Here is a 19,404-nt window from a genome sequence, read left to right as displayed (position 1 = left end):
CTTCCTTCACATAACGTATTGCGCACGCAACGCTTTCCATCCTTACCAGCGATTACAATGACGCACAATCATCCAGATCAAAAACAATCCAAAGACCATCACCGACCGGGGAATAACGTGCAGTCCACCGAATCATCCAGCGTGACGGACCGCGTACCGAACGTCGTACCCTTCGTACCGGAAACAGCGTTCGGCGTCTGGTTCCTGCGCACCCATACGTGGGAGCACCATGTACTGCGCGTCGCAATCAACGACCTCAAGCGCCTGATCGATACGCCGCTGCCCGCTACACCCGTGATCGTCGACGTCGGCTGCGGACAGGGCATTTCGTTCCGCCTGCTCGCGCAGGCGTTCAAGCCGCAACACATCATCGGCATCGATTTTCATGAGCAGTCGCTCGCACTTGCCAAAGAGTCTGCGCAAGTTTGCCGCCAGCACGCCGACACCCGCGCAACCGGAATCGACGTACTGCACGGCGACTGCGCGAACCTGCCGCTGCCCGATGCGAGCGCCGACATCGTGTTCTGCCATCAGACCTTCCACCATCTCGTCGAACAGGAACGCGCGCTCGCCGAGTTCCGCCGCGTGCTGAAACCGGGCGGCGTGCTGCTGTTCGCCGAATCGACGGATGCCTACATCAAGTCGTGGGTGATCCGCCTGCTGTTTCGTCATCCGATGCATGTGCAAAAAAGCGCCGACGGCTATCTCGACATGATCCGTCGCGGCGGCTTCACATTCGGCGCGCACAACGTCTCGCTGCCGTATTTGTGGTGGAGCCGCGCCAAGGACTTCGGCCTGCTCGAACGTCTGCACATCTACACGCCGAAACCCGGCAAGCGGCGCGAAACGCTCGTCAACGTCGCGGCCATAAAAACAGATTGATGGCATCGAGCGGCTGCATCGCAGATCGGCGCTGCAGCCGTCCCAAGCATTAAGCCATTACTTCTTCAGCGTCACCACATCACCCTTCAACGCGACACCAGCAATCACCGCGCCCGCACCGCAGGTGAACTCCGTTGCGCTCTCGCGCACTTCGTTCTTGTAGTTGCTCTTGATGTTGATGACGGCGTTGCCGCCTTCCTTGCGCGCGCGATCCTGCAGCTCGATCACGGCCGACAGGAACACGTGCTGGCACGCCGTCTCGTCGCTTTTGCCGAACGCGTTGGTCTTCTTGTTCGTTGCGAACTCGCCGTAGCTCTTCACGACGCCCGGATGCTTCTGCCCCGCGAAATACAGCGGGATATCGTCGCCAACTTTGCCCGGCTCGCTCGCGAGCGCGGCGGCGACGGGATAGCTCTCGACGCTGTCGCGCGCGAAGGCGTGCGAGGCGAGGCATGCGACGACAGCTGCGCAGATCAGGTGACGCTTCATGGTTATGACCCTCGTGGTTGGAATTGTTATTGCGTTTCGAGCATCACGACATCACCGCGCACCGCGAGTGTCGATCCATTCAGGCTCGCGCCGCAAGTAAACTCGGTCGAAGAAGCCGATTCGTTATGCTGAAAGCGCGTCCTGACGTCGACGACGGCGTTCGCGTGCTGCGTGCGCGCATAGTCGCGCAGTTCCTGCACCGCCTTTTCCAGCGCAATACTGCAGTTGGCCTCCGGGCTGTTTTCCACCTTGCGCAGCACACGTACGGCAAATTCCTTATTGCCGTACGACTGCTTGACGGGCGCATGCGTCTGGTTGCCGAAGTAAAGCGCGACGTCTTGCCCGTTCTGCGTCTGGACCGCAGCCGGCATCGGCAGCGATTTGATTTTGGTCGTGCAACCGGCCTGCGTCAGCACGACGGCAGCCACCAGCCCCAGTGCGATTTTCGTTTTCATTGTTCGACTTCCCGTTTTAGTTGTTTATTCTGCGTACTGCTGCTTGCTTCGCTTACCTGCTTGCCTGTGATTGAGCCCGACAGGCGGCGGTCACATCCTTGCGAACATCAGGCTCGCGCAACTGCCGCCAAAGCCGAACGACACCGACAACGCGCTATTCATCTGCGCTTCGCGCGTCGCCTGCACGAGCGGCATGGACTGCGCGAGCGGTTCGAGATGCTCGATGCCCGTGGTCCCCGCGATAAAACCGTCACGCATCATCAGCAGCGTGTAGATCGCTTCGTGCGCGCCGCATGCGCCGAGCGGATGCCCCGTCAAACCCTTCGTCGACGAAAACGGCGGCACGTCGTTACCGAACACCGCTTGCAGCGCGCGCAGTTCTTCGATGTCGCCAAGCGGCGTCGATGGCGCGTGCGCGTTCACGTAGTCCGGACGCGTGCCCGCTTCGTCGAGCGCCGCCTGCATCGCGCGCGCGATGCCCTGCGCGTGCGGCGTCACCATGCCCGCGCCGTCGGTGCTGTGGCCAAAGCCCGTCACCTCCGCGTAGATGCGCGCGCCGCGCGCGAGCGCATGGTCGAGCGCTTCGAGCACGAGCACACCGCCGCCCGACGCGATCACGAAGCCGTCGCGCGCGGTGTCGTACGGACGCGACGCGCGCACGGGCGTGTCGTTGAAATGGCGCGACAACGCATGCATCGCGTCGAACATCAGCGTCATGTTGTCGTGCAGGCATTCGCTGCCACCCGCGAGCACGACCTGTTGACGCCCCGTCTGAATCAACTGCATCGCCTGGCCGATTGCGAGCGCCGACGTCGTGCAGGCCGACGACGGCGAATACGTGACGCCTTCGATCCCGAACACCTGCGCGACATTCGCCGACGCCGTGCTGCTCATCGCCTGCGGTACCGTATACGGTGGCGTTTTCTCGACGCCGCGCAGATTGGCCACCACCATCGCGTCGTCGTACGCCGACATCGTGCCCACGCCCGAACCGATCACAGCGCCGACGTCAGGCGAACGCAGCGACGCGAGGTCGAGGCCCGCATCGTCGATCGCCTTGCGCGCCGCGTGACAGGCGAAGCGCGCGGTGTCGCCCATGAAGCGTTCGAGCTTGCGTTCGAACGGCGGCTCGCCCACCACCGACGCCACGCCCGCGACCTGCGTGCCGAAGCCGCGCTCGCGCCACGCATCGACGCGCGTGATGCCGCTGCGCCCTGCGCGCAGCGCGTCGCTCACGTCGTCGAGCGTATTGCCGATGCACGACACGATGCCCATGCCCGTGACGACGACACGCTGCAAGCCTTGCGAACGACTACGGCTCATCGAATGCGCCTGAAAATCAACGACGTATTGATGCCGCCAAACGCGAAGTTGTTGCTCATCACATAGTCGGCGTCGATGCTGCGCGCTTCGCCCATGATGTAATCGAGCGGCGCGCACGCGGGATCGACTTCCGTGAGATTGAGCGTCGGCGCGTACCAGTTGCGCTTCATCATCTCGATCGTCCACCACGCTTCGAGCGCGCCGCACGCGCCGAGCGTATGGCCGACGTAGCTCTTCAGCGAGGAAATCGGCGTGCGCTCGCCGAAGGTTTGCGCCGTTGCCTGGCTTTCCGCGATGTCGCCGCGATCCGTCGACGTGCCATGCGCGTTCACATACGCAATCGCGTCCGCGTCGAGCTTCGCGTCTTCCAGCGCGAGCTGCATCGCGCGCGCCATCGTGGCCGCCGTCGGCTGCGTCATGTGCGCGCCATCCGAATTGCAGCCGAAGCCGACGATCTCCGCATGAATCGTCGCGCCACGCGCCTTCGCATGTTCGTATTCTTCGAGCACGAGTGTGGCCGCGCCCTCGCCGACCACGAGACCGTCGCGCTTCGCGTCGAACGGACGCGGCGTCAGATGCGGCTCGTCGTTGCGCGTGCTGGTTGCATACAGCGTATCGAACACGGCGACAGCCGGCCCCGACAACTCTTCCGCGCCGCCCGCGAGCATCAATGTCTGCTTGCCCGTCGCGATCGCTTCATACGCGTAGCCGATCGCCTGGCTGCCCGACGCGCACGCCGACGAGGTCGGCACGATGCGGCCTTTCAGGTCCCAGAACAGACTCACGTTGACGGCCGTCGTGTGCGGCATCATCTGCACGTAGCTGTTCGACGTGACGTTGGCCATCGACCCCGTTTCGAGCATCGTGCCGAATGCGCGGATCGGTTCGACGGAACCCGACGACGAGCCGTACGCGACGCCCATGCGGCCGTCCTTGATCGATTCATCGTTTGCGAGGCCCGCGTCGGCGAGCGCCAGTTCGCTCGCGCGCACCGCGTACATCGACACCGCGCCCATCGAACGCGTCTTCTTGCGCGGCCAGTCAGCGGGTTGAGCGAACGCGGGCAGCGGCGCCGCGAGGCGCGTATGCAGCGACTCGAAGTAGTCCCACTCCGGCATGCGCCGCACCGCATTGCGGCCCGCCTTCAACGCGGCTTCGATTTCGTCCCAGCGGCTGCCGAGCGCCGTGACGCCGCCCATGCCCGTAATGACGACCCGCTTCATCAGATCATCCCGCCATTGACGCCGATCACCTGGCGCGTCACGTACGAGGCCGCATCCGACATCAGGAAGCTGACCACCGCCGCGACTTCAGCCGGTTGACCGACACGGTTCATCGGCACGGTCTTCAGTGCGTGTTCGAGCGGCATGTCATCGAGCATGCCCGTTTCGATCAGCCCCGGCGCCACGCAGTTGACCGTGATGCTGCGCGACGCGAGTTCGACGGCGAGCGCCTTCGACGCGCCGATCAGCCCCGCTTTTGCCGCGCTGTAGTTGACCTGCCCACGGTTGCCGATCACGCCCGACACCGACGCGATCGTCACGATCCGGCCGCCCTTCTTCGCGCGGACCATCGGCATCGTCAGCGGATGCACCACGTTATAGAACGCGTCGAGACCCGTTTCGATTACGACGTCCCAGTCTTCGTCGGTGAGCGCGGGAAAGGCTGCGTCGCGCGTCACGCCCGCGCTGCACACGATGCCGTAGTACGGGCCGTGCGCAGCGACGTCCGCTTCGAGCACTTCGCGGCACACCGCGCGCTCGCGCACGTCGAACTGCAGCACACGCGCCGAGCCGCCTTGCGCGGCGATGCCCGCCGTGACGGCCTCGGCTTCCGTGCGGCCCGTGCGGCAATGCACGGACACCGCGAAGCCGTCCGCTGCCAGTTGATATGCAATCGCGCGGCCAATGCCGCGGCTGGCGCCCGTAACCAGAACTCGCCGGCTCATGAACTGATACTCCCTTCGATGAACGTCTGAAAATCGCCCGGTTGAAAGACCTTGATGACAGCGTCCGCGCAACGCGCGCCGTCATGATCGATCGTGCATTCGTAGGCGCTGTGGCCTGCGTCGCTGCGCAGCACTTCCTGCACGCTGATCGTCAGCCGCGCGTCGCGCGCAAATGCGCTCACGTGCGCCTTGTAGCTGCGCGTGCCGAGCAGCACGCCAGGACGCGCGCGGCCACCCGCACGCATCGCGAGCAGCGCAATATGCGCGGCGACGCCCTGAGCCATCAGCTCGATGCCGATCCATGCAGGCATCGCGCCGTTTTCGTCCGCGTACCATGCGTCGCCGCGCACGGTCGCGTATGCCGTCAATGCTTCGTCACCGCATGCGCTCACGCCATCGACGAGCAGCATCGTGCCGCGATGCGGCAGGATCGTGTCGATGGGTGGAAAGGCTTCGCTGGTCTCAGGTGTGGCCGTCATGTCGTTATGTTTTTTGCTGCGTGCGTTCGCGCCGTTCAGCGCGCCAGTATCAAGCTGACGTTGCTGCCGCCGAACGCGAACGAATTGCTCATCACGTATTGCGCGCCGTCGCGCGGAATGCGCCGCTCGTCCTGCACGAGATCGAGTTCGGGCAACGCCGGGTCGGCTTCGCCATCCCATCGATGGCGCGGCATCGCGACGTCGCCGCGCGCGAGCGTGAGCCACGCGAAGCCCAGCTCCGTCGCGCCCGCCGCGCCGAGCTGGTGCCCCGTGAGCGGCTTCGTGCCGCTCGCGGGCACGCCGTGCGCGAACACGCGCGACATCAGATGCGCTTCCATGTCGTCGTTCTTGCGCGTAGCCGTCGCGTGCAGATTCACATACGCGATCGCCGACGGCTCGACGCCCGCGTCCTTCAGCGCCGCGCGCAACGCAAGCTCGCCGCCGATGCCCTGCGGGTCCGGCGCCGACACATGATGCGCGTCGCTCGATTCGCCTGCGCCCGCAAGGCGCACTTCACCTTCCTCGCGCGTCATCAGGAACACGGTGGCGCCCTCGCCGACATTGATGCCGTTGCGGTTGCGGCTCATCGGATTGGTGCGCGTCACGCTCGTCGATTCGAGCGACGCAAAGCCCTGCACCGTCAGCTCGCATAGCGAATCGACACCGCCGACGATCATCGCGTCGCATACGCCCAGTTGCAGTAAACGGCGCGCCGACACGAAGGCTTTAGCGCTTGACGTGCAAGCCGTCGAAATCGTGAACGCGGGTCCTTGCACATTCAACGCGGCGGCTGCGAACGGCGCGGCGGTGCCGATCTCCATCTGCCGGTAGTTGAAGTTGTCGGGTAACTCGCCCGCTTGCGCCTGGTGCACGAAGGCAACCTCGGCCGCGTCGATGCCCGATGTGCTCGTGCCGAGCACGACGCCGATCCGATGCGAGCCGTAGCGCTCGCGCGCCGCCTCGATCTCGGGACCAATCTGTTCGAGCGCCGCGAGCAGCATGCGGTTGTTGCGGCAATCGAAGCGCTTGAGCGTCGCAGGGAGCGCGATGTCGAGCGGCGTCGACACGCGGCCGACGTACGCATCGCCGATGCCCGTGTGCATCAATCCCATACCGGGCGATTGCGCGGCTTCGAGCGCGGGCACGATCGAAGTGACGTCGCCGCCGAGCGCATTGACCATGCCGAGCGCATGCAGATAAACGGGTGACAGCGTCATGCGACTCTCCTTCTTCCAGGCGGCATGCCGATCGGCGCAAGCAGCACCGACACGAGAATGCCGAGCGCCAGCGTGGCGCCAAAACTCTTCAATGCGGGCATCGCGCTTAAGGCCAGCATGCCGAACGACAGCAGCGTGGTCGCCGCCGACAGCAGCACGCCCGTCCACACCGCGCCGAGATCGGCGTGATCGCGCAGACAGCCTTCGCGCAGGAATACCGCATAGTTTGCGCCAACGCCGAGCACGAGCATCAGCGCGAGGCAGTTGAACAGATTGAGCGGCACACGCGCGTAGCCGAACGCGGCGAGCGTCACGCCGATGGCGAGCAGCACGGGCAGCGTCGTCGCGATGCCGCCACGCGGCGTATAGCGCACCATCAGCAGAATCAGCACGAGTAGCAGCGCGCCCGCAAGCCAGATGCCGCTGTCGAGGCGATACGCGCCGAACAGCTTCGAGACGCTCGCGGCCTTGTCGACGAATACGACGCCATCGACGGAATGCGCCGCGCCGATCAACGCGGCGACGTTTTGCGGCGTCACGCGCTGCGGAATCACGATCGCCGCGTAGCCGTGCTCACCGCGTGCGTCCACCGCGCCCAGCCACAGATGGCGATACGGTTGCGACCAGGGCGCAGCGAGCCAGCGCTCGACCGTCAAAGGCGCTGCGTTCGACTTCGCGTAAGCAGCGAGCCATGCATCCGCAATTTCGTCGCGAAAGCCCGCTTGCAGCAGCATCGAACGAAGCGCGGCGGGATCGTTGAACACGTGCTGCGCGAGCACGTTGCGCGTGTCGGCCTGGCGTTGCGCCGACGGCACGAACTGCGTCACCGATTGCCAGCCATTCACCGCTTTCGCGCCGCTCAATGCATCGAGCTTCGCGCCGAGCGCTTCCGCGCGCTGCAACACGGCTTCCTGCGACTGCCCACGCACGACGAAGAACTGCGCAGTGTTATCGACGCCAATCGCATTGCGCACCTGATCTTCCTGCGCGACGAGCGCGGGATCGCGCTGGATCAGCAGATGGATATCGTCGTCGCTCGTGAGGCGCAGCCAGCCTGGAATCGCGATCAGCACGAGCACGCCCGCGACGATCCACGCGCGCCGCCCGCCGATGGCCGCGTGCCAGCGTTCGAGCAGCGTCGCGGCGCGCATGAAGAGACGCCGCTGGGCGTGCTTCGGCCCCTTGACGAGCAGCACGGGCAGCAGCCACAGCACGGACGCGAACGCGGTGCAGATGCCGACGATCGCAAAGCACGCAATCTGCTTGAGCGCCGGGAACGGCACCCACGCGAGGATCGCGTAGCCGAGCAGGCTCGTCGCGAGCGCAACCGTCAGCGGGGGCCGCACCGAGCGTGCGCCCTGCCGGGCATTCCAGCCACGCTGTGCGCCGAGATAGACGACGAAATATTGAATCGAATAGTCGACGGCCTCGCCGATCAGGCTCGCGCCGAACACGAGCGTCAACAGATGCAGCTTGCCGAACACGAGCATCGTGACGGCGAGCGCGCAAACAATGCCGAGTGCCGTCGACACGAAGCCGAACAGCAACAGACGCGGCGAACGGAACACCCACAGCATCAGCAGCGCGATACCGCACGCGGACGCGATGCCGATCAGATGCACTTCGCGCTCCGACGCGCTGCGCGCCGATTCCGCATAGAACACGGCGCCCGTGCGCGCGACACTCGCGTCGGGATAGCTCGAGTTCAGCGTTGCTTGCGCCTGCGCAACGGCCGACAGCACCTCGCGCTGCGTCTGCGATTCGTACGCCGAACCGGGCAGCGTCGTGACGACGAGCACGCTCGTCAGGTCGCCGCGATGCGCGACGAGCATGTTGTCTTCGAGATCGAGATTCGAAGTGGCGAGCGGCAAGGCGCTCAGGAAGTGTTCGAGCCAGCCGAACGGATCGTCGGCGAGTTGCGTGGCGAGTGGGCCGCGCACCGGGTTGTAGATGCGCTGCATCAGCGCATCGTGCAGCGATGCCGTGTTATTTGCGACGGCGTCGCGATCTTCGCGCGTCAACAGGCCGAAGCGATACGGCATGTACAACCCGCCGATCTGCGACATGTCGAAGGGCGGCAACTCCGCCGTCACCGACGCGAACGCACCGCTCTTCTGCAACGCCGCGCCGAACTGTTTCGCCGCCGCTTTCGCGCGCGCGTCGTCCTTGCTCGTCACCAGAAACACCGTGCGATCGCCGAGCGCGTTGGCGAGCGTATCGACGGCTTTTTCAGCGACGGGATCGGCTTCCGTCGCGGGCAGGAGCGCGAGCAGATTCGTCTCCAGCGGCGACGGCCCAATGAAACGAAAGACGCAGTACAGCGACGCGACGAGCGCGAGCACGAGCCATGTGGCTCTGATGCCCCACAACTGCGTCTTGGTCCACTGTCGCGCCATCAGCATCATTGTGCTCCAAGCAACGTGCGCTCGCCGGGCGCGAGATCGTTGATCGCTTCGCTCTTCGCGAACTCGATTTGCGTGACGTCGCCGTTAGCCAGCGTGATACGCAGCGTCTGCAGGAATTCACCGCCCGTCATCTGCAAGCCCTTGATCGACTGCGCGAGCTGCGGCTGGTTCGGCTTCAGTTCGAGCTTCCATTGCGACGGCGTGCCTTGCGCGTCGACATCGAACTGCGAATAGAGCGCGGACAGATCGCCGCCGAGCATCGCGCGCATCATCTTCGATACCTGTGCGACACCGCGCACGCCCTGCGCGCTCTTTGTATTGACGCGCTTACCGTTCGAGTCGACTTCACTGACGCCTGCGTCGGTGATCACATACGTTGCCTTGTACGGCGTATCGACGCGCCAGATCACGCCGCGCTCACGGAAAAACACGAGCGTGCCCGTGCTCACCAAAGGCTGCTTCATCGCGGACAGCGTCTGTGTCTGCGTGAACTGCGCGCGCACGCCCTTCGCTTGCGCAAGACGCGACGCGACCTGCGAGACGAGCGCGGGGTTGCCGTTTTGCGCTTGAGACTGCGTCTGCTGTGTCGCCGCGTATGAACTCACGCTCACCACAGCAAGCAACGCAGCTATCAGCGTAACGCGTAATGTCAGCGTGCCCATGCGCGCTCCAGCTTTTCGAACACGACAGACGGCGACACGAATTGCGTTTCCTGCGTCGCGGCATCGATCGCGACCTGGATCGTGTAGCCCTTCGTCAACCGCGTGCCCGTCGCGCAATCGACGATTTCGTAGCCTATTTTCAGGCGGTTTTCGAATTCGAGCAGCTCCGTGCGCACGTCGATCCGCTGGCCGTATGTCGCGGGCCGCACGTACTTCAGATGCGCCTCGACGATCGGCCACAAATAGCCCGACGCCTGCATCTCGCGGTAATCGTAGTCGAACGCACGCAACAGCGCGGCGCGGCCGATCTCGAAGTACTTCAGGTAATGGCCATGCCAGCAGACGTTCATCGCGTCGACATCATGAAACGGCACTTCGACGATCGCGCTCGCCTTCAACGTCTTGCCCGGGTGGCGTTCATTCATGATGCGCGCCTCCTTCAACCAGGGCGCAATCGGCAATGCGCGCCGTCAACGCGCGCAGATCGCTTTCGAGCGCGCGGTCTTCGTCGACGAACGGCGACATCGCGGCCACCTCTTGAGCGAATGCACGCAGCGGCGCGGGCACGGTCGTCTCACCGTTGATGCGCACACGCAGCTTCAGCGCCTGCACGGTGGCGAGCGTATGCGCGGCCGCGACCTGCTCCGTCAGTTCGAGCACGCGCAGGCAATCGCGCGCGGCGATCGTGCCCATGCTGACCTTGTCCTGGTTGTGCGCTTCCGTCGAACGCGAGAACACGCTCGCGGGCATCGTGTGCTTCAGCGCTTCCGCCGTCCACGCCGACGACGAAATCTGCACCGCCTTGAAACCGTGATTGATCGGCGCGCGCGCCGAGGTCGCGCCCGTCAGGTTGCGCGGCAAGCTGTTGTTGAACTTGTCGTCGACGATCAGCGCGAGTTGCCGGTCCATCAGATCGGCGAGATTGGCGACGGCCGTCTTCAACGCGTCCATCGCGAATGCGATATGCCCGCCGTAGAAGTTGCCGCCGTGCAGTACGCGCTCGCCGTCCGGGTCGATCAGCGGATTGTCGTTCGCGCTGTTCAGTTCGTTCTCGACGTCGCGCCGAACCCACGACAATGCATCGACCGCAACGCCGATCACATGCGGCGCGCAGCGGATCGAATAGCGATCCTGCAAACGATGGCCCGGCGTATCGTCGCGGCCCGCGAGGTCCGCGCGAATCCACGCGGCGGCTTCGGCCTGGCCCGCGTGCGGTTTCGCTTCGAAGATCATCGCGTCGAAGTGCGCGGCGCGGCCATCGAGTGCAACCGTCGACAGCGCCGTCAAACGCGAGGCAAGACGCGAGAGATGTTCGGCACGCGCGAACGCGAGACACGCGAGGCCCGTCATCACGGCCGTGCCGTTCATCAGCGCGAGGCCTTCCTTCGGCGCGAGCGTCAGCGGCGCATGGCCAAGCTGCGCCCACACGCCGGCGGCATCGCGCAGCGTGCCGTCGAACATCACGTCGCGTTCGCCGACGAGCGCCGCCGCCACGTACGACAGCGGCGTCAGATCGCCGCTCGCGCCGACCGAGCCTTCCGACGGAATGCGCGGCAGCACGCGATGATTGATCAGATCGGCGAGCCGTTCCAGCAGCACGGGGCGCACGCCGGAAAAGCCGTACGCCAGCGAGTTCAGACGCGCGGCGATCACGGCGAGCGCTTGTGCATCGTCGAGATATGCGCCCATTCCGCAGCCGTGATAGCGCGTCAGTTGCAGCGGCAAGGCTTCGACGAGTTCCATCGGCACATCGACGACGCACGCGTCGCCATAACCCGTGTTCACGCCGTACACCGTTTCGCCCGCGGCGAGATGACGGCGCAGAAAATCCGCGCCGCGCTGGATGCGCGAGCGCCAGGCGGGATCGCCGCTCAGTGCGACGCTCGCACGTCCCTTCGCAATCGCGACGACCTCTTCGATCGACAGCTTGCGCCCGCCGATTACCACCGCGCGCGGCGTTGCCGTGTGCGCAGCGCGTGCGTGCGCATCGTCGATCAGATCATGTTCCGACATTCGCGTCTCCGTGTGGGATGCCACCCGTTATCGTCTTTCGGGGGCGCGCCCAGAAATCGAAGAAATTGAACCATTGATAAGGTGCCTTGCGGCAATAGTGCTCGAGGCGCGACGCATAGCGCTGCGCCCAGGCGGCGATATGCTGTGCGCGTTCGCGGCGCGGCAGGTCGATGCGCTCGGCGAACGGCTCGAAGTACAGGCGGTAGCGCTCGCGATTTCGCTCGTCGCGCTCTTTCAGGCAGAAGAACAGATACACCGGACAGCCGAGCGCATGCGCGAGCACATACGGCCCTTGCGCGAACGGCGCCGTCGCACCGAGGAATTGTGCATCGGTCGTGCGGCCCGATTCGCGCGCGGGCACTCGGTCGCCGACGATCACCAGCAGCTCGCCCGCGTCGATGCGCTCCTGCATCATCATCGACGTCTCGGGTCCGAAGTCGCTGACTTGCATGAGCCGCTTCGCGAACTCGCTGTTCGCCGTCGACAGCACGCTGTTGAAGCGCTTCGCGTGCTCCGTATAGACGATGGCCGTGACCTTCGCGTGGCCGCCGTTCACGGCGAGCGCGCGCGTCATTTCGAGGTTGCCGAGATGCGCGCCGATCACGAGCGCGCCGCGGCCGCTCGCGACGAGCGCGTCGAACGCGGACGAATCGTCGAAGATCACGTCGTTCGAATCGATGCGGCCCGACCAGGCGGCGAGCTTGTCGAGACCCGATTGCGCGAACGCGAGCATGTGCCGGTATGCGGAGCGCCAGCCCGGACGCGGCGTGCGCTCGCCTTGCGCAGCCTGTTCGAGATGTGTGAAGTACGTGCGAGAAGCAGAGCGCGCAGCGCGGCCCGTCATCAGAAAATACGCGACGATAGGATGCAACCACAGCGCGGTGAAGCGCATGCCGAACAGCTTGCAACTGAGCGCAAGCAGCGTCATGCCAAGGCGGCTGCCGCGCTCTGCCATGCGCCACCATTTCGCGTTGTCGCCATGCGAATTCGAAGCGGCGGACTTGCGCGGCATGAACTTGTGCGCGAGCAGCATCGGCAGACGCAGCAGCATCCCGCACACAAGGCGCGTATGACTTGCGCTGATGCGCACGTTGTCCCACAGCACGTCGAAGTGCGACACGCCGTCCATCGCGTACGTGACGCGCGTCGGAATCGCGCGGAACGCGAGGCGCCGCCAGTACAGCCGCACGAGAATCTCGATGTCGAAGTCCATGCGCGTCGGCAGATCCACGCTGTCGATCAGCGCGCATGCGGCGTCGAGCGGATACAGACGGAAGCCGCACATCGAATCGCGGATCGTCAGCGACAGCGTTTCGATCCATACCCACACATGCGTCAGATAGCGGCCATAAAGGCGCGACTTCGGCACGCTCTCGTCGTAGACAGGCCGGCCGAGAATCACAGCGCCCGGCTCGGCGCGCGCGGCATCGAGGAAAAGCGGCACGTCGTTCGCATCGTGCTGGCCGTCCGCGTCGATCTGCAAGGCGTGCGTATAGCCCGCTCGCTTCGCCGCGCGCAGTCCCGCCATCACGGCCGCGCCCTTGCCGCCGTTGACGGGCAGGCGCAGCAGCGTCATCTGCTCGCGATGCTGGCAAGCGAGCTTCGCGAGCACGGCTTGCGTCGGTTCATCGCTGCCGTCGTCGACGACGAAGATCGGCAATCCGTGCACGGCAAGACGCTCGACGGTGCCGCCGATCGCGTCCTTGTGGTTGTAGATCGGAATGACGATGCACGCGTTGAAACCTGCGTCGCTCATGCGCGCTCCCGATACACGATCACGCCCGACGAACTGTCGCGGCCATCGACGCGAAACGCGAACAGCACGCGCCGCCGCGCGGCATCGTGCGACAGCTTCAGGTCGAGCACGGCGCCCGGCATCACGGGCGCGGTGAATTTCAGGCGATCGACGGATTCGATCTCGCGCACGCCCGTCACGTGCGCGGCGGCAAGGCGAATCGCCCAGTCGAGCTGCACGACGCCGGGAAGGATCGGCAGGCCGGGAAAGTGGCCTTTTAAATGAACGAGCGTTGGCGGCACGCGCAGTTCGTAATGCACGTCGTCGCCGTTGCGCGCTTCGGACAGCAGTTCGAAGCCGTCGTCGCGCGGCTCGAAAGCGGCGGCCACGGCGGCGGCGGGCAGCTTGCCGCGCGCGTCGAACGGCAGCGCAATGCGAAAGCGCCAGTGACGCGGCAGCACGACCACGTCGAAATAGGCGGCGAGATGGCGGCGCAAGGTCTTCGCGAGCGCGACGCGCCCCTCGTTGCGCAGCGCCGCGCTGCCCGCATCGTTGAGCGCGACCACCGCGCCGAGACGTTCGCGCGACGCGCCCGCGAGTGGCACCACGGCCGCCTGCGCGACATACGGATGCAACGCGAGACGCGCTTCGACTTCGGGTAGCGACACGCGCTTACCGTCGAGCTTGATCACGCGGTCGAGGCGTCCCTGTAGACGGAAGCGGCCGTCGTCGTCGAACACGATGGCGTCGTCGGTGCGATGCCAGTCGTCGTGGCCCAGATGCGGCGAGCGCACGTTCAGCGCACCGTCTTCGCCGCGCTGAACGTGTACGCCGTTGACGGGCCGCCATGCCGACGTCTCGTTCTGACGACGCCACGCAATACCGCCCGTTTCCGTGCTGCCGTAGATTTCGATCGGCGCGCTGCCGAAAGCGGCGGCGTATTCAGCGGCGGATTCGGCGGAAAGCGGCCCGCCCGACGAGAAAAACGCGCGCGGCACGGGCGTCAAAGCCGCGAAGCCCGGCATCGCGGGCCAGCGCGACAGTTGCGCGGGCGTCGACACGACCACGGCCGCGCCGCATTGCCCGATACGCGACTGCACGTGTTGCGGCTCGATGCAGACGGCGCGATCGAACGCGCGTCCGGCCGCGAGCGGCCACATGACGCGAAACAGCAAACCGTAGATGTGATGATGCGGAACGCTCGCGAGCATCGTCGCATCGCCGACGAGTTCGCCCCATTCGCGTTCCAGCGTGTGCACTTCGGCGTCGAACTGCGCGAGCGTCTTGTGGATCGGCTTCGGCGTGCCGCTGCTGCCCGATGTGTAGAGCGTGAGCGGCGCGTTGGGATCTATTTTTAAAGGCGTTTCGGCGCATGCCTGCGTTGCGGCATGTGCACGGACGTCGGCGTCCGTCAGCACGGCGTCGTAGGCATCCGCGAGATCGGCGAGATAGCCGGGCGTCGCGTTCGCCGGAATCACGGGCGTCTTGCCGCAGGCGAAAAGCGCGTACAGCGCGCACGCGAAATCGAAGGGATCGTCGATGCACAGCGCGTAGCGGTGCGCCGGTGTTTCGCGCAGTTGCAAAGCGATGGCGAAGACGCGCGCGCGAAACGCTGCGAAATCGATTGTGTGGTTTGCTTCGTCGCCACGGCAGACGGGCACGTGCCCAGCGCGCTCGCACGATAGCAGATCGTGCAGCGCGATCATGCCGCCTCCGAGCGTCGCACGCGCGGCAGGATCACGAGATACCGCCACGCAATTTCGCCGGCCAGCAACAGGCCGATAAGACCGTAAGCAATCGCGCCGTTATACAGCGACCACGCTTCGCGCGGCCAGTAGAGCGCGGTGTAGAGAGAGAACACGCCATTCGCGAGGAAGAACGCGCACCAGATCTGCGTCACGCGGCGCGTGTGGCGGATCGCCGGCTCGCTCAGATTGGGCGTGCCGATGCGTGCGAATTTCTCGATCATCGTCGGGCCGCGCACGAGCGTTGCGCCGAACGCGATCAGCAAACCGAGATTCACCAGCGACGGATAAATGCGCAGCAACAGTTCGCTATTGGTCCACACGATGGCGGCGGAAGCGATGCTCAGCATGAACGCCACTGCCCAGTCGACCCGCGTGAGCTTGCGCAGCGACGCGCCGAACGCGCCCGTGCCCGCGCAGCGCTGCAGCCACAACAGCGCAAACAGCAGGCAACCGACGAAGCGCGGCGCGTCCCAGAACCACGCGCACAGAATGACAGCGGGGTATGCGAGCTTCGCGAGCACACCCAGCGCGAAGCCCGCCCAGCTACGCGGGCGCTCGCCGTCGTTCGTTGCCTGCACGGCTGCTGGCGTTGCAGCTTGCGTGGCGCCCGGCGCCTGACTATCGTCCGAGGCGCCCTGCGCGTGCGAACGTTGCGTGTGCATCAGCCCTGCGCCGCGAGCAGCGACTCGACAGCCGCGATCACGTCGCCAACCGTGCGCACCGACTTGAACTCCTCCGGCTTGATCCGGCGGCCCGTCATCTCCTGCAGCTTGATCGCGAGATCGACGGCGTCGATGCTGTCCAGATCGAGCTCTTCGAACAGGTGCGCTTCGGGCGTCACGCGTTCGGGCTCGATGGCGAAGTTCTCTTTGAAGATGGCGCGGATGCGCTCAAGAATCTCGGTGTCGGTCACGGTCATTCCCCTTTCTTTGTGGTATCGCCCGATTCATGCGCAAGCTCGCGCTGGCTCGCCACCAGCGCCGCAAGTGTATTGATCGAGCGGAAGTGCTCTCGCGTGCGTTCGTCATTCGCCGCGATCGTCAATTGATAGTGTTTGCGCAGCACGATGCCGATTTCGAGTGCGTCGATCGAATCGAGACCGATGCCGTCGGTATCGAAGAGCGGCGCATCGTCATCGATGTCGGCGGGCGTCAGGTCTTCCAGATCGAGTGCTTCGATCAGAAGCTGTTTGATTTCAAGCTTTAAAGAATCCATAGTCGAACAGGTGCTGGGTGATATGTGCTTCGATGGCGCTCGTCACCGTGCGAGCGGCCAGCGCGGGCGGTTCGTCGTGCGCCGCGAGCGCGTCTGCGCCGAGCGGCTCGAGCACGTTGACGCGCATGCGGAACGCACGCTCGGGCACGTTGTACCAGCGCATGCCCTTCGTAAAAGCGGGTGGATCGCAATCCATCAGTACCGGCAGGATCGGCGCGCCGGACTTGAGCGCCATGTGCGCGAAACCGCGCGAAAACGCATGCATCCGGTTGCGCGCCGGGCTGCGCGTGCCTTCCGGAAAAATGATCATCGTGTAGCCGCGCTCAAGCTGCCGCGCGCCCGCTTCGACGAGATCGATCGGATCGGCGTTGCTCACGTATTCGGCCGCGCGCACGACGCCCCAGAAAAACGGGTTGCCCCAGTGCGCGCTCTTGACGACGCAGCACGCGCGCGGCGTCAGCGACAGCAGCACCATCACGTCCAGCCACGTCGGATGATTCGCGACCACGATGGCCGGGTCGTTGTCCTTGCGACGCAGCGCAGCAACGCCGTGCGCATCGAGTTCCATCACGCCGGCCCACTTCAGCACGGCGACGAGCGCGCGAAAGAACGCGTGAATGATCGCGGTGATCGCGCGCTGCTTCGACGCGCGATGCGGCCAGATCCACGCGATCGGAAACAGGATCAGCGAAAAGCCGAGCCCGCAGATGCCGAACGCCGTGAATGCGAGCGCCGTCGCGACGAGGCGCCAGTGGTAGTCAAGCCACGCCTTCATCCCAGCTCCATTCCCAGACCGCGTATTCGCCGCGCCATTGCGCAGCTGCATGCGTGTCGAGGCAGTGATGCACAGCCTGACTCTGGGTTGCAAAGAGAGTGCCCGCGCCTTCGGGCGGTGCCTTGCCGTCGGCGACGGCCGTGCGCGAACAGGACAGGTGGCCCGCCGGTGCTTCGTCCAGCAGGATCGCGACCGCGCCGCCCTGCACTTCTTCTTCGATCGTGCCGTAGCCGGGATCGGCCGGTTCGTCGGCGTAGACGAGCAGCACGGGCGTCGAGGTGTCGGTGGCGTATTGCGCGTGCGCTTCGAGCAGCGCGTAGCCGAGCGTCTCCGCACCGGCGGACAGCGCGCTCGCAGCCGTGCGGTCGCCGCGCGAAATGCCGAACACGCCCGTCATCGCGTTGAGCACGGAAAGACTGAAGGCCGTTGGCGACACCGGCTCGCCCGCGCTGATGTTGCGCAGGATGTCGGTGGTGCGGCGCAGCTCGCCGTGGCGCGACGCGAATACGATGCGCACGTTCGGCCGGTCGGCGGCGCAATCATGCGCGACTTTCAGCGCGATACGCGACAGCGTGCTCAGGCGACGCCGCACCATCGGCTCGATAAAGCCAATATCGGGTGCGGCGGCTGCGACGGCAGGCCAGGAAGACCAGCGAGCAACCGGAATAGTCCAGTGCAGATCGGGCATATCGGTGTTCGCGCGTGAAGGCTGCTGACGCCAGAGGCGCGCTCGCCATCGACAGCACGTGAAGCGCGCTACTCCGGGGCGAGGCGCTGCGCCAGTTCGGTGAGTCCACTTTTATTTTAAGGAGTCACCCAAATAACGGCACGCACCGGTGATTATTTAGGGGCGGGACGCCAAAACAGGTTTTCGTCTGGTCATTACGTAGACCGCCCGAAATGATACAGAGCATTCTGGCCGAAATCAGCCAGAAAAGACGTATCTATCTGTATCCGTCTCGTGCGCGCGACGGAAGCGTTCCCATGCCTTGCGCAGCCCGTCCGGGCAGCCTTTCGCCCGGCCTGACCGCGCGCCAGCACGCCAGGCATTCACGCGGTTTGTAACGCTTCCATTCGCGTTGGCAGCGCGCGACGGATCCGTAAAAAAAACGATAATCGCGCCCGATTTTGCAATGACTTGCTGTAAGTGAACCAACGGCGAACGTAAGTAGCGCGGAGTCTTCGCCTTTGCGCAAGCTGCCGTGCTATACTCCGCCCCTCATTGGGGAGTAGCCGCCCCGCTTCATGCCCGCGCAACGGCCCAGCTTCTGGCCGGCGAGCGCAGCGCGCATGATTTGCGGGGGCGCCTGTCAACAGACTTGGCCGTATTGGCCATGGCAGACGCAGCCTCTGGCCTGGCGAGACCGATGATCCACCGCCGCTTTAGGGCCCGGCGCGTTGTGGGTCGTCGCTCGCACACATCTCGGCCCGGGGAATCTATCAAAACGTGGAACAAGCCTTTCTGATCTCGACGGGCGCGGTCGCGCTGGCTGAAATCGGCGACAAGACCCAATTGCTGTCGCTCGTCCTCGCCGCCCGCTACCGCAAACCGCTGCCCATCATTCTCGGCGTGCTCGTCGCGACGCTGATCAACCATGCGGGCGCCGGCGCGCTCGGCGCCTGGCTCGGCTCGCTCGTCACGCCGACCGTGATGCGCTGGGCGCTGGCGGCATCTTTCATTGGTATGGGCTTGTGGATTCTCGTGCCCGACAAGCTCGACGACGCCGAAGCGAACACGAACCGCACGCACTTCGGCGTGTTCGGCGCAACCGTGGTCACGTTCTTTCTCGCCGAAATGGGCGACAAGACGCAGATCGCGACGGTCGCGCTCGCCGCGCGCTTCCATGATTTCTTCGGTGTCGTCGCAGGCACGACGCTCGGCATGATGCTGGCGAACGTGCCGGCGATCCTGCTCGGCGACCGCTTCGCGCACAAGCTGCCGACCAAACTCGTGCACGGGATCGCTGCAGTCATGTTCGTCGTGCTCGGCACAATGGCGTTGATGGGCATCGGCGTCTGACCGTCTGTCGGGTCATCCGGCAATCGCTCCGGTAAAAA

General features: G+C 65.1%; 20 protein-coding genes and 1 riboswitch. Of the genes, 2 read left to right on the top strand and 18 right to left on the bottom strand.

Annotation, left to right across the window (positions count from 1 at the left end):
- Nucleotides 1–117: 117 nt before the first annotated feature.
- The gene (locus C2L64_RS03940) at nt 118–882 is read left to right on the top strand and encodes a class I SAM-dependent methyltransferase (protein ID WP_090838031.1); all 765 of its coding nucleotides are present in this window, start codon (nt 118–120) and stop codon (nt 880–882) included.
- A 57-nt stretch (nt 883–939) separates the two neighbouring features.
- Here the strand turns inward: C2L64_RS03940 and C2L64_RS03935 are convergent, their stop codons facing one another.
- The 18 genes from C2L64_RS03935 to C2L64_RS03850 form a co-directional block, all read right to left on the bottom strand.
- The gene (locus C2L64_RS03935; protein WP_007578114.1) at nt 940–1,371 is read right to left on the bottom strand and encodes an excinuclease ABC subunit A; all 432 of its coding nucleotides are present in this window, start codon (nt 1,369–1,371) and stop codon (nt 940–942) included.
- Nucleotides 1,372–1,397: 26 nt separating this feature from the next.
- A complete protein-coding gene (locus tag C2L64_RS03930) occupies nt 1,398–1,826 on the bottom strand; it encodes a hypothetical protein (protein WP_007578115.1) in 429 nt (142 codons plus the stop codon).
- A gap of 90 nt (nt 1,827–1,916) precedes the next feature.
- Nucleotides 1,917–3,149, bottom strand: coding sequence for a beta-ketoacyl-[acyl-carrier-protein] synthase family protein (locus C2L64_RS03925; RefSeq protein WP_007578116.1), 1,233 nt, complete (start codon nt 3,147–3,149; stop codon nt 1,917–1,919).
- Complete coding sequence (locus C2L64_RS03920) at nt 3,146–4,372, bottom strand: beta-ketoacyl-ACP synthase (RefSeq protein ID WP_090838033.1); 1,227 nt, start codon at nt 4,370–4,372, stop codon at nt 3,146–3,148. Before C2L64_RS03920 ends, C2L64_RS03925 begins: the two co-directional genes overlap by 4 nt.
- Nucleotides 4,372–5,097, bottom strand: a complete 726-nt coding sequence (locus tag C2L64_RS03915) for a 3-ketoacyl-ACP reductase FabG2 (protein ID WP_007744134.1) — start codon at nt 5,095–5,097, stop codon at nt 4,372–4,374. The genes C2L64_RS03920 and C2L64_RS03915 overlap by 1 nt, the downstream gene beginning before the upstream one ends.
- Nucleotides 5,094–5,576 carry a hotdog family protein gene (locus tag C2L64_RS03910; RefSeq protein WP_007744135.1) on the bottom strand — a complete coding sequence of 161 codons (483 nt, stop codon included), beginning with the start codon at nt 5,574–5,576 and terminating at the stop codon, nt 5,094–5,096. Before C2L64_RS03910 ends, C2L64_RS03915 begins: the two co-directional genes overlap by 4 nt.
- 35 nt (nt 5,577–5,611) lie before the next feature.
- The gene (locus tag C2L64_RS03905; protein WP_090838035.1) at nt 5,612–6,793 is read right to left on the bottom strand and encodes a beta-ketoacyl-[acyl-carrier-protein] synthase family protein; all 1,182 of its coding nucleotides are present in this window, start codon (nt 6,791–6,793) and stop codon (nt 5,612–5,614) included.
- On the bottom strand, nt 6,790–9,195 hold the full coding sequence (locus C2L64_RS03900) for an MMPL family transporter (protein WP_090838102.1): 2,406 nt from the start codon (nt 9,193–9,195) through the stop codon (nt 6,790–6,792). Before C2L64_RS03900 ends, C2L64_RS03905 begins: the two co-directional genes overlap by 4 nt.
- Nucleotides 9,195–9,860, bottom strand: a complete 666-nt coding sequence (locus C2L64_RS03895) for a LolA family protein (protein ID WP_090838037.1) — start codon at nt 9,858–9,860, stop codon at nt 9,195–9,197. Before C2L64_RS03895 ends, C2L64_RS03900 begins: the two co-directional genes overlap by 1 nt.
- Nucleotides 9,848–10,285, bottom strand: coding sequence for an acyl-CoA thioesterase (locus C2L64_RS03890; protein WP_090838039.1), 438 nt, complete (start codon nt 10,283–10,285; stop codon nt 9,848–9,850). The genes C2L64_RS03895 and C2L64_RS03890 overlap by 13 nt, the downstream gene beginning before the upstream one ends.
- A complete protein-coding gene (locus tag C2L64_RS03885; protein WP_090838042.1) occupies nt 10,278–11,873 on the bottom strand; it encodes an HAL/PAL/TAL family ammonia-lyase in 1,596 nt (531 codons plus the stop codon). Before C2L64_RS03885 ends, C2L64_RS03890 begins: the two co-directional genes overlap by 8 nt.
- Nucleotides 11,860–13,629 (bottom strand): glycosyltransferase family 2 protein, encoded by a 1,770-nt coding sequence (locus tag C2L64_RS03880; RefSeq protein ID WP_090838044.1) that lies wholly within the window; start codon nt 13,627–13,629, stop codon nt 11,860–11,862. Before C2L64_RS03880 ends, C2L64_RS03885 begins: the two co-directional genes overlap by 14 nt.
- Nucleotides 13,626–15,314 (bottom strand): AMP-binding protein, encoded by a 1,689-nt coding sequence (locus C2L64_RS03875; protein ID WP_090838047.1) that lies wholly within the window; start codon nt 15,312–15,314, stop codon nt 13,626–13,628. The genes C2L64_RS03880 and C2L64_RS03875 overlap by 4 nt, the downstream gene beginning before the upstream one ends.
- Nucleotides 15,311–16,018, bottom strand: coding sequence for a COG4648 family protein (locus C2L64_RS03870; protein ID WP_007744142.1), 708 nt, complete (start codon nt 16,016–16,018; stop codon nt 15,311–15,313). The genes C2L64_RS03875 and C2L64_RS03870 overlap by 4 nt, the downstream gene beginning before the upstream one ends.
- A complete protein-coding gene (locus tag C2L64_RS03865) occupies nt 16,018–16,269 on the bottom strand; it encodes an acyl carrier protein (protein WP_007578129.1) in 252 nt (83 codons plus the stop codon). Before C2L64_RS03865 ends, C2L64_RS03870 begins: the two co-directional genes overlap by 1 nt.
- A gap of 2 nt (nt 16,270–16,271) precedes the next feature.
- Nucleotides 16,272–16,571, bottom strand: coding sequence for a phosphopantetheine-binding protein (locus C2L64_RS03860; RefSeq protein ID WP_007578130.1), 300 nt, complete (start codon nt 16,569–16,571; stop codon nt 16,272–16,274).
- Complete coding sequence (locus C2L64_RS03855; protein ID WP_007578131.1) at nt 16,552–17,346, bottom strand: lysophospholipid acyltransferase family protein; 795 nt, start codon at nt 17,344–17,346, stop codon at nt 16,552–16,554. Before C2L64_RS03855 ends, C2L64_RS03860 begins: the two co-directional genes overlap by 20 nt.
- Complete coding sequence (locus C2L64_RS03850) at nt 17,330–18,034, bottom strand: beta-ketoacyl synthase chain length factor (protein ID WP_090838049.1); 705 nt, start codon at nt 18,032–18,034, stop codon at nt 17,330–17,332. Before C2L64_RS03850 ends, C2L64_RS03855 begins: the two co-directional genes overlap by 17 nt.
- A 524-nt stretch (nt 18,035–18,558) precedes the next feature.
- Nucleotides 18,559–18,736, top strand: a riboswitch (yybP-ykoY riboswitch).
- A 57-nt stretch (nt 18,737–18,793) separates the two neighbouring features.
- On the opposite strand from C2L64_RS03850, the gene C2L64_RS03845 reads away from it, so the two are divergent.
- Nucleotides 18,794–19,366: a TMEM165/GDT1 family protein gene (locus tag C2L64_RS03845; protein ID WP_007578133.1), complete on the top strand. Its 573-nt coding sequence runs from the start codon at nt 18,794–18,796 to the stop codon at nt 19,364–19,366.
- The last annotated feature ends 38 nt before the right edge of the window (nt 19,367–19,404 follow it).

The sequence above is a fragment of the Paraburkholderia hospita genome, from assembly GCF_002902965.1.
Taxonomy (GTDB): Bacteria; Pseudomonadota; Gammaproteobacteria; order Burkholderiales; family Burkholderiaceae; genus Paraburkholderia; species Paraburkholderia hospita.
The sequence above is the reverse complement of the archived record's forward strand: the minus strand, read 5'-3'. Positions and strand labels throughout refer to the sequence as shown.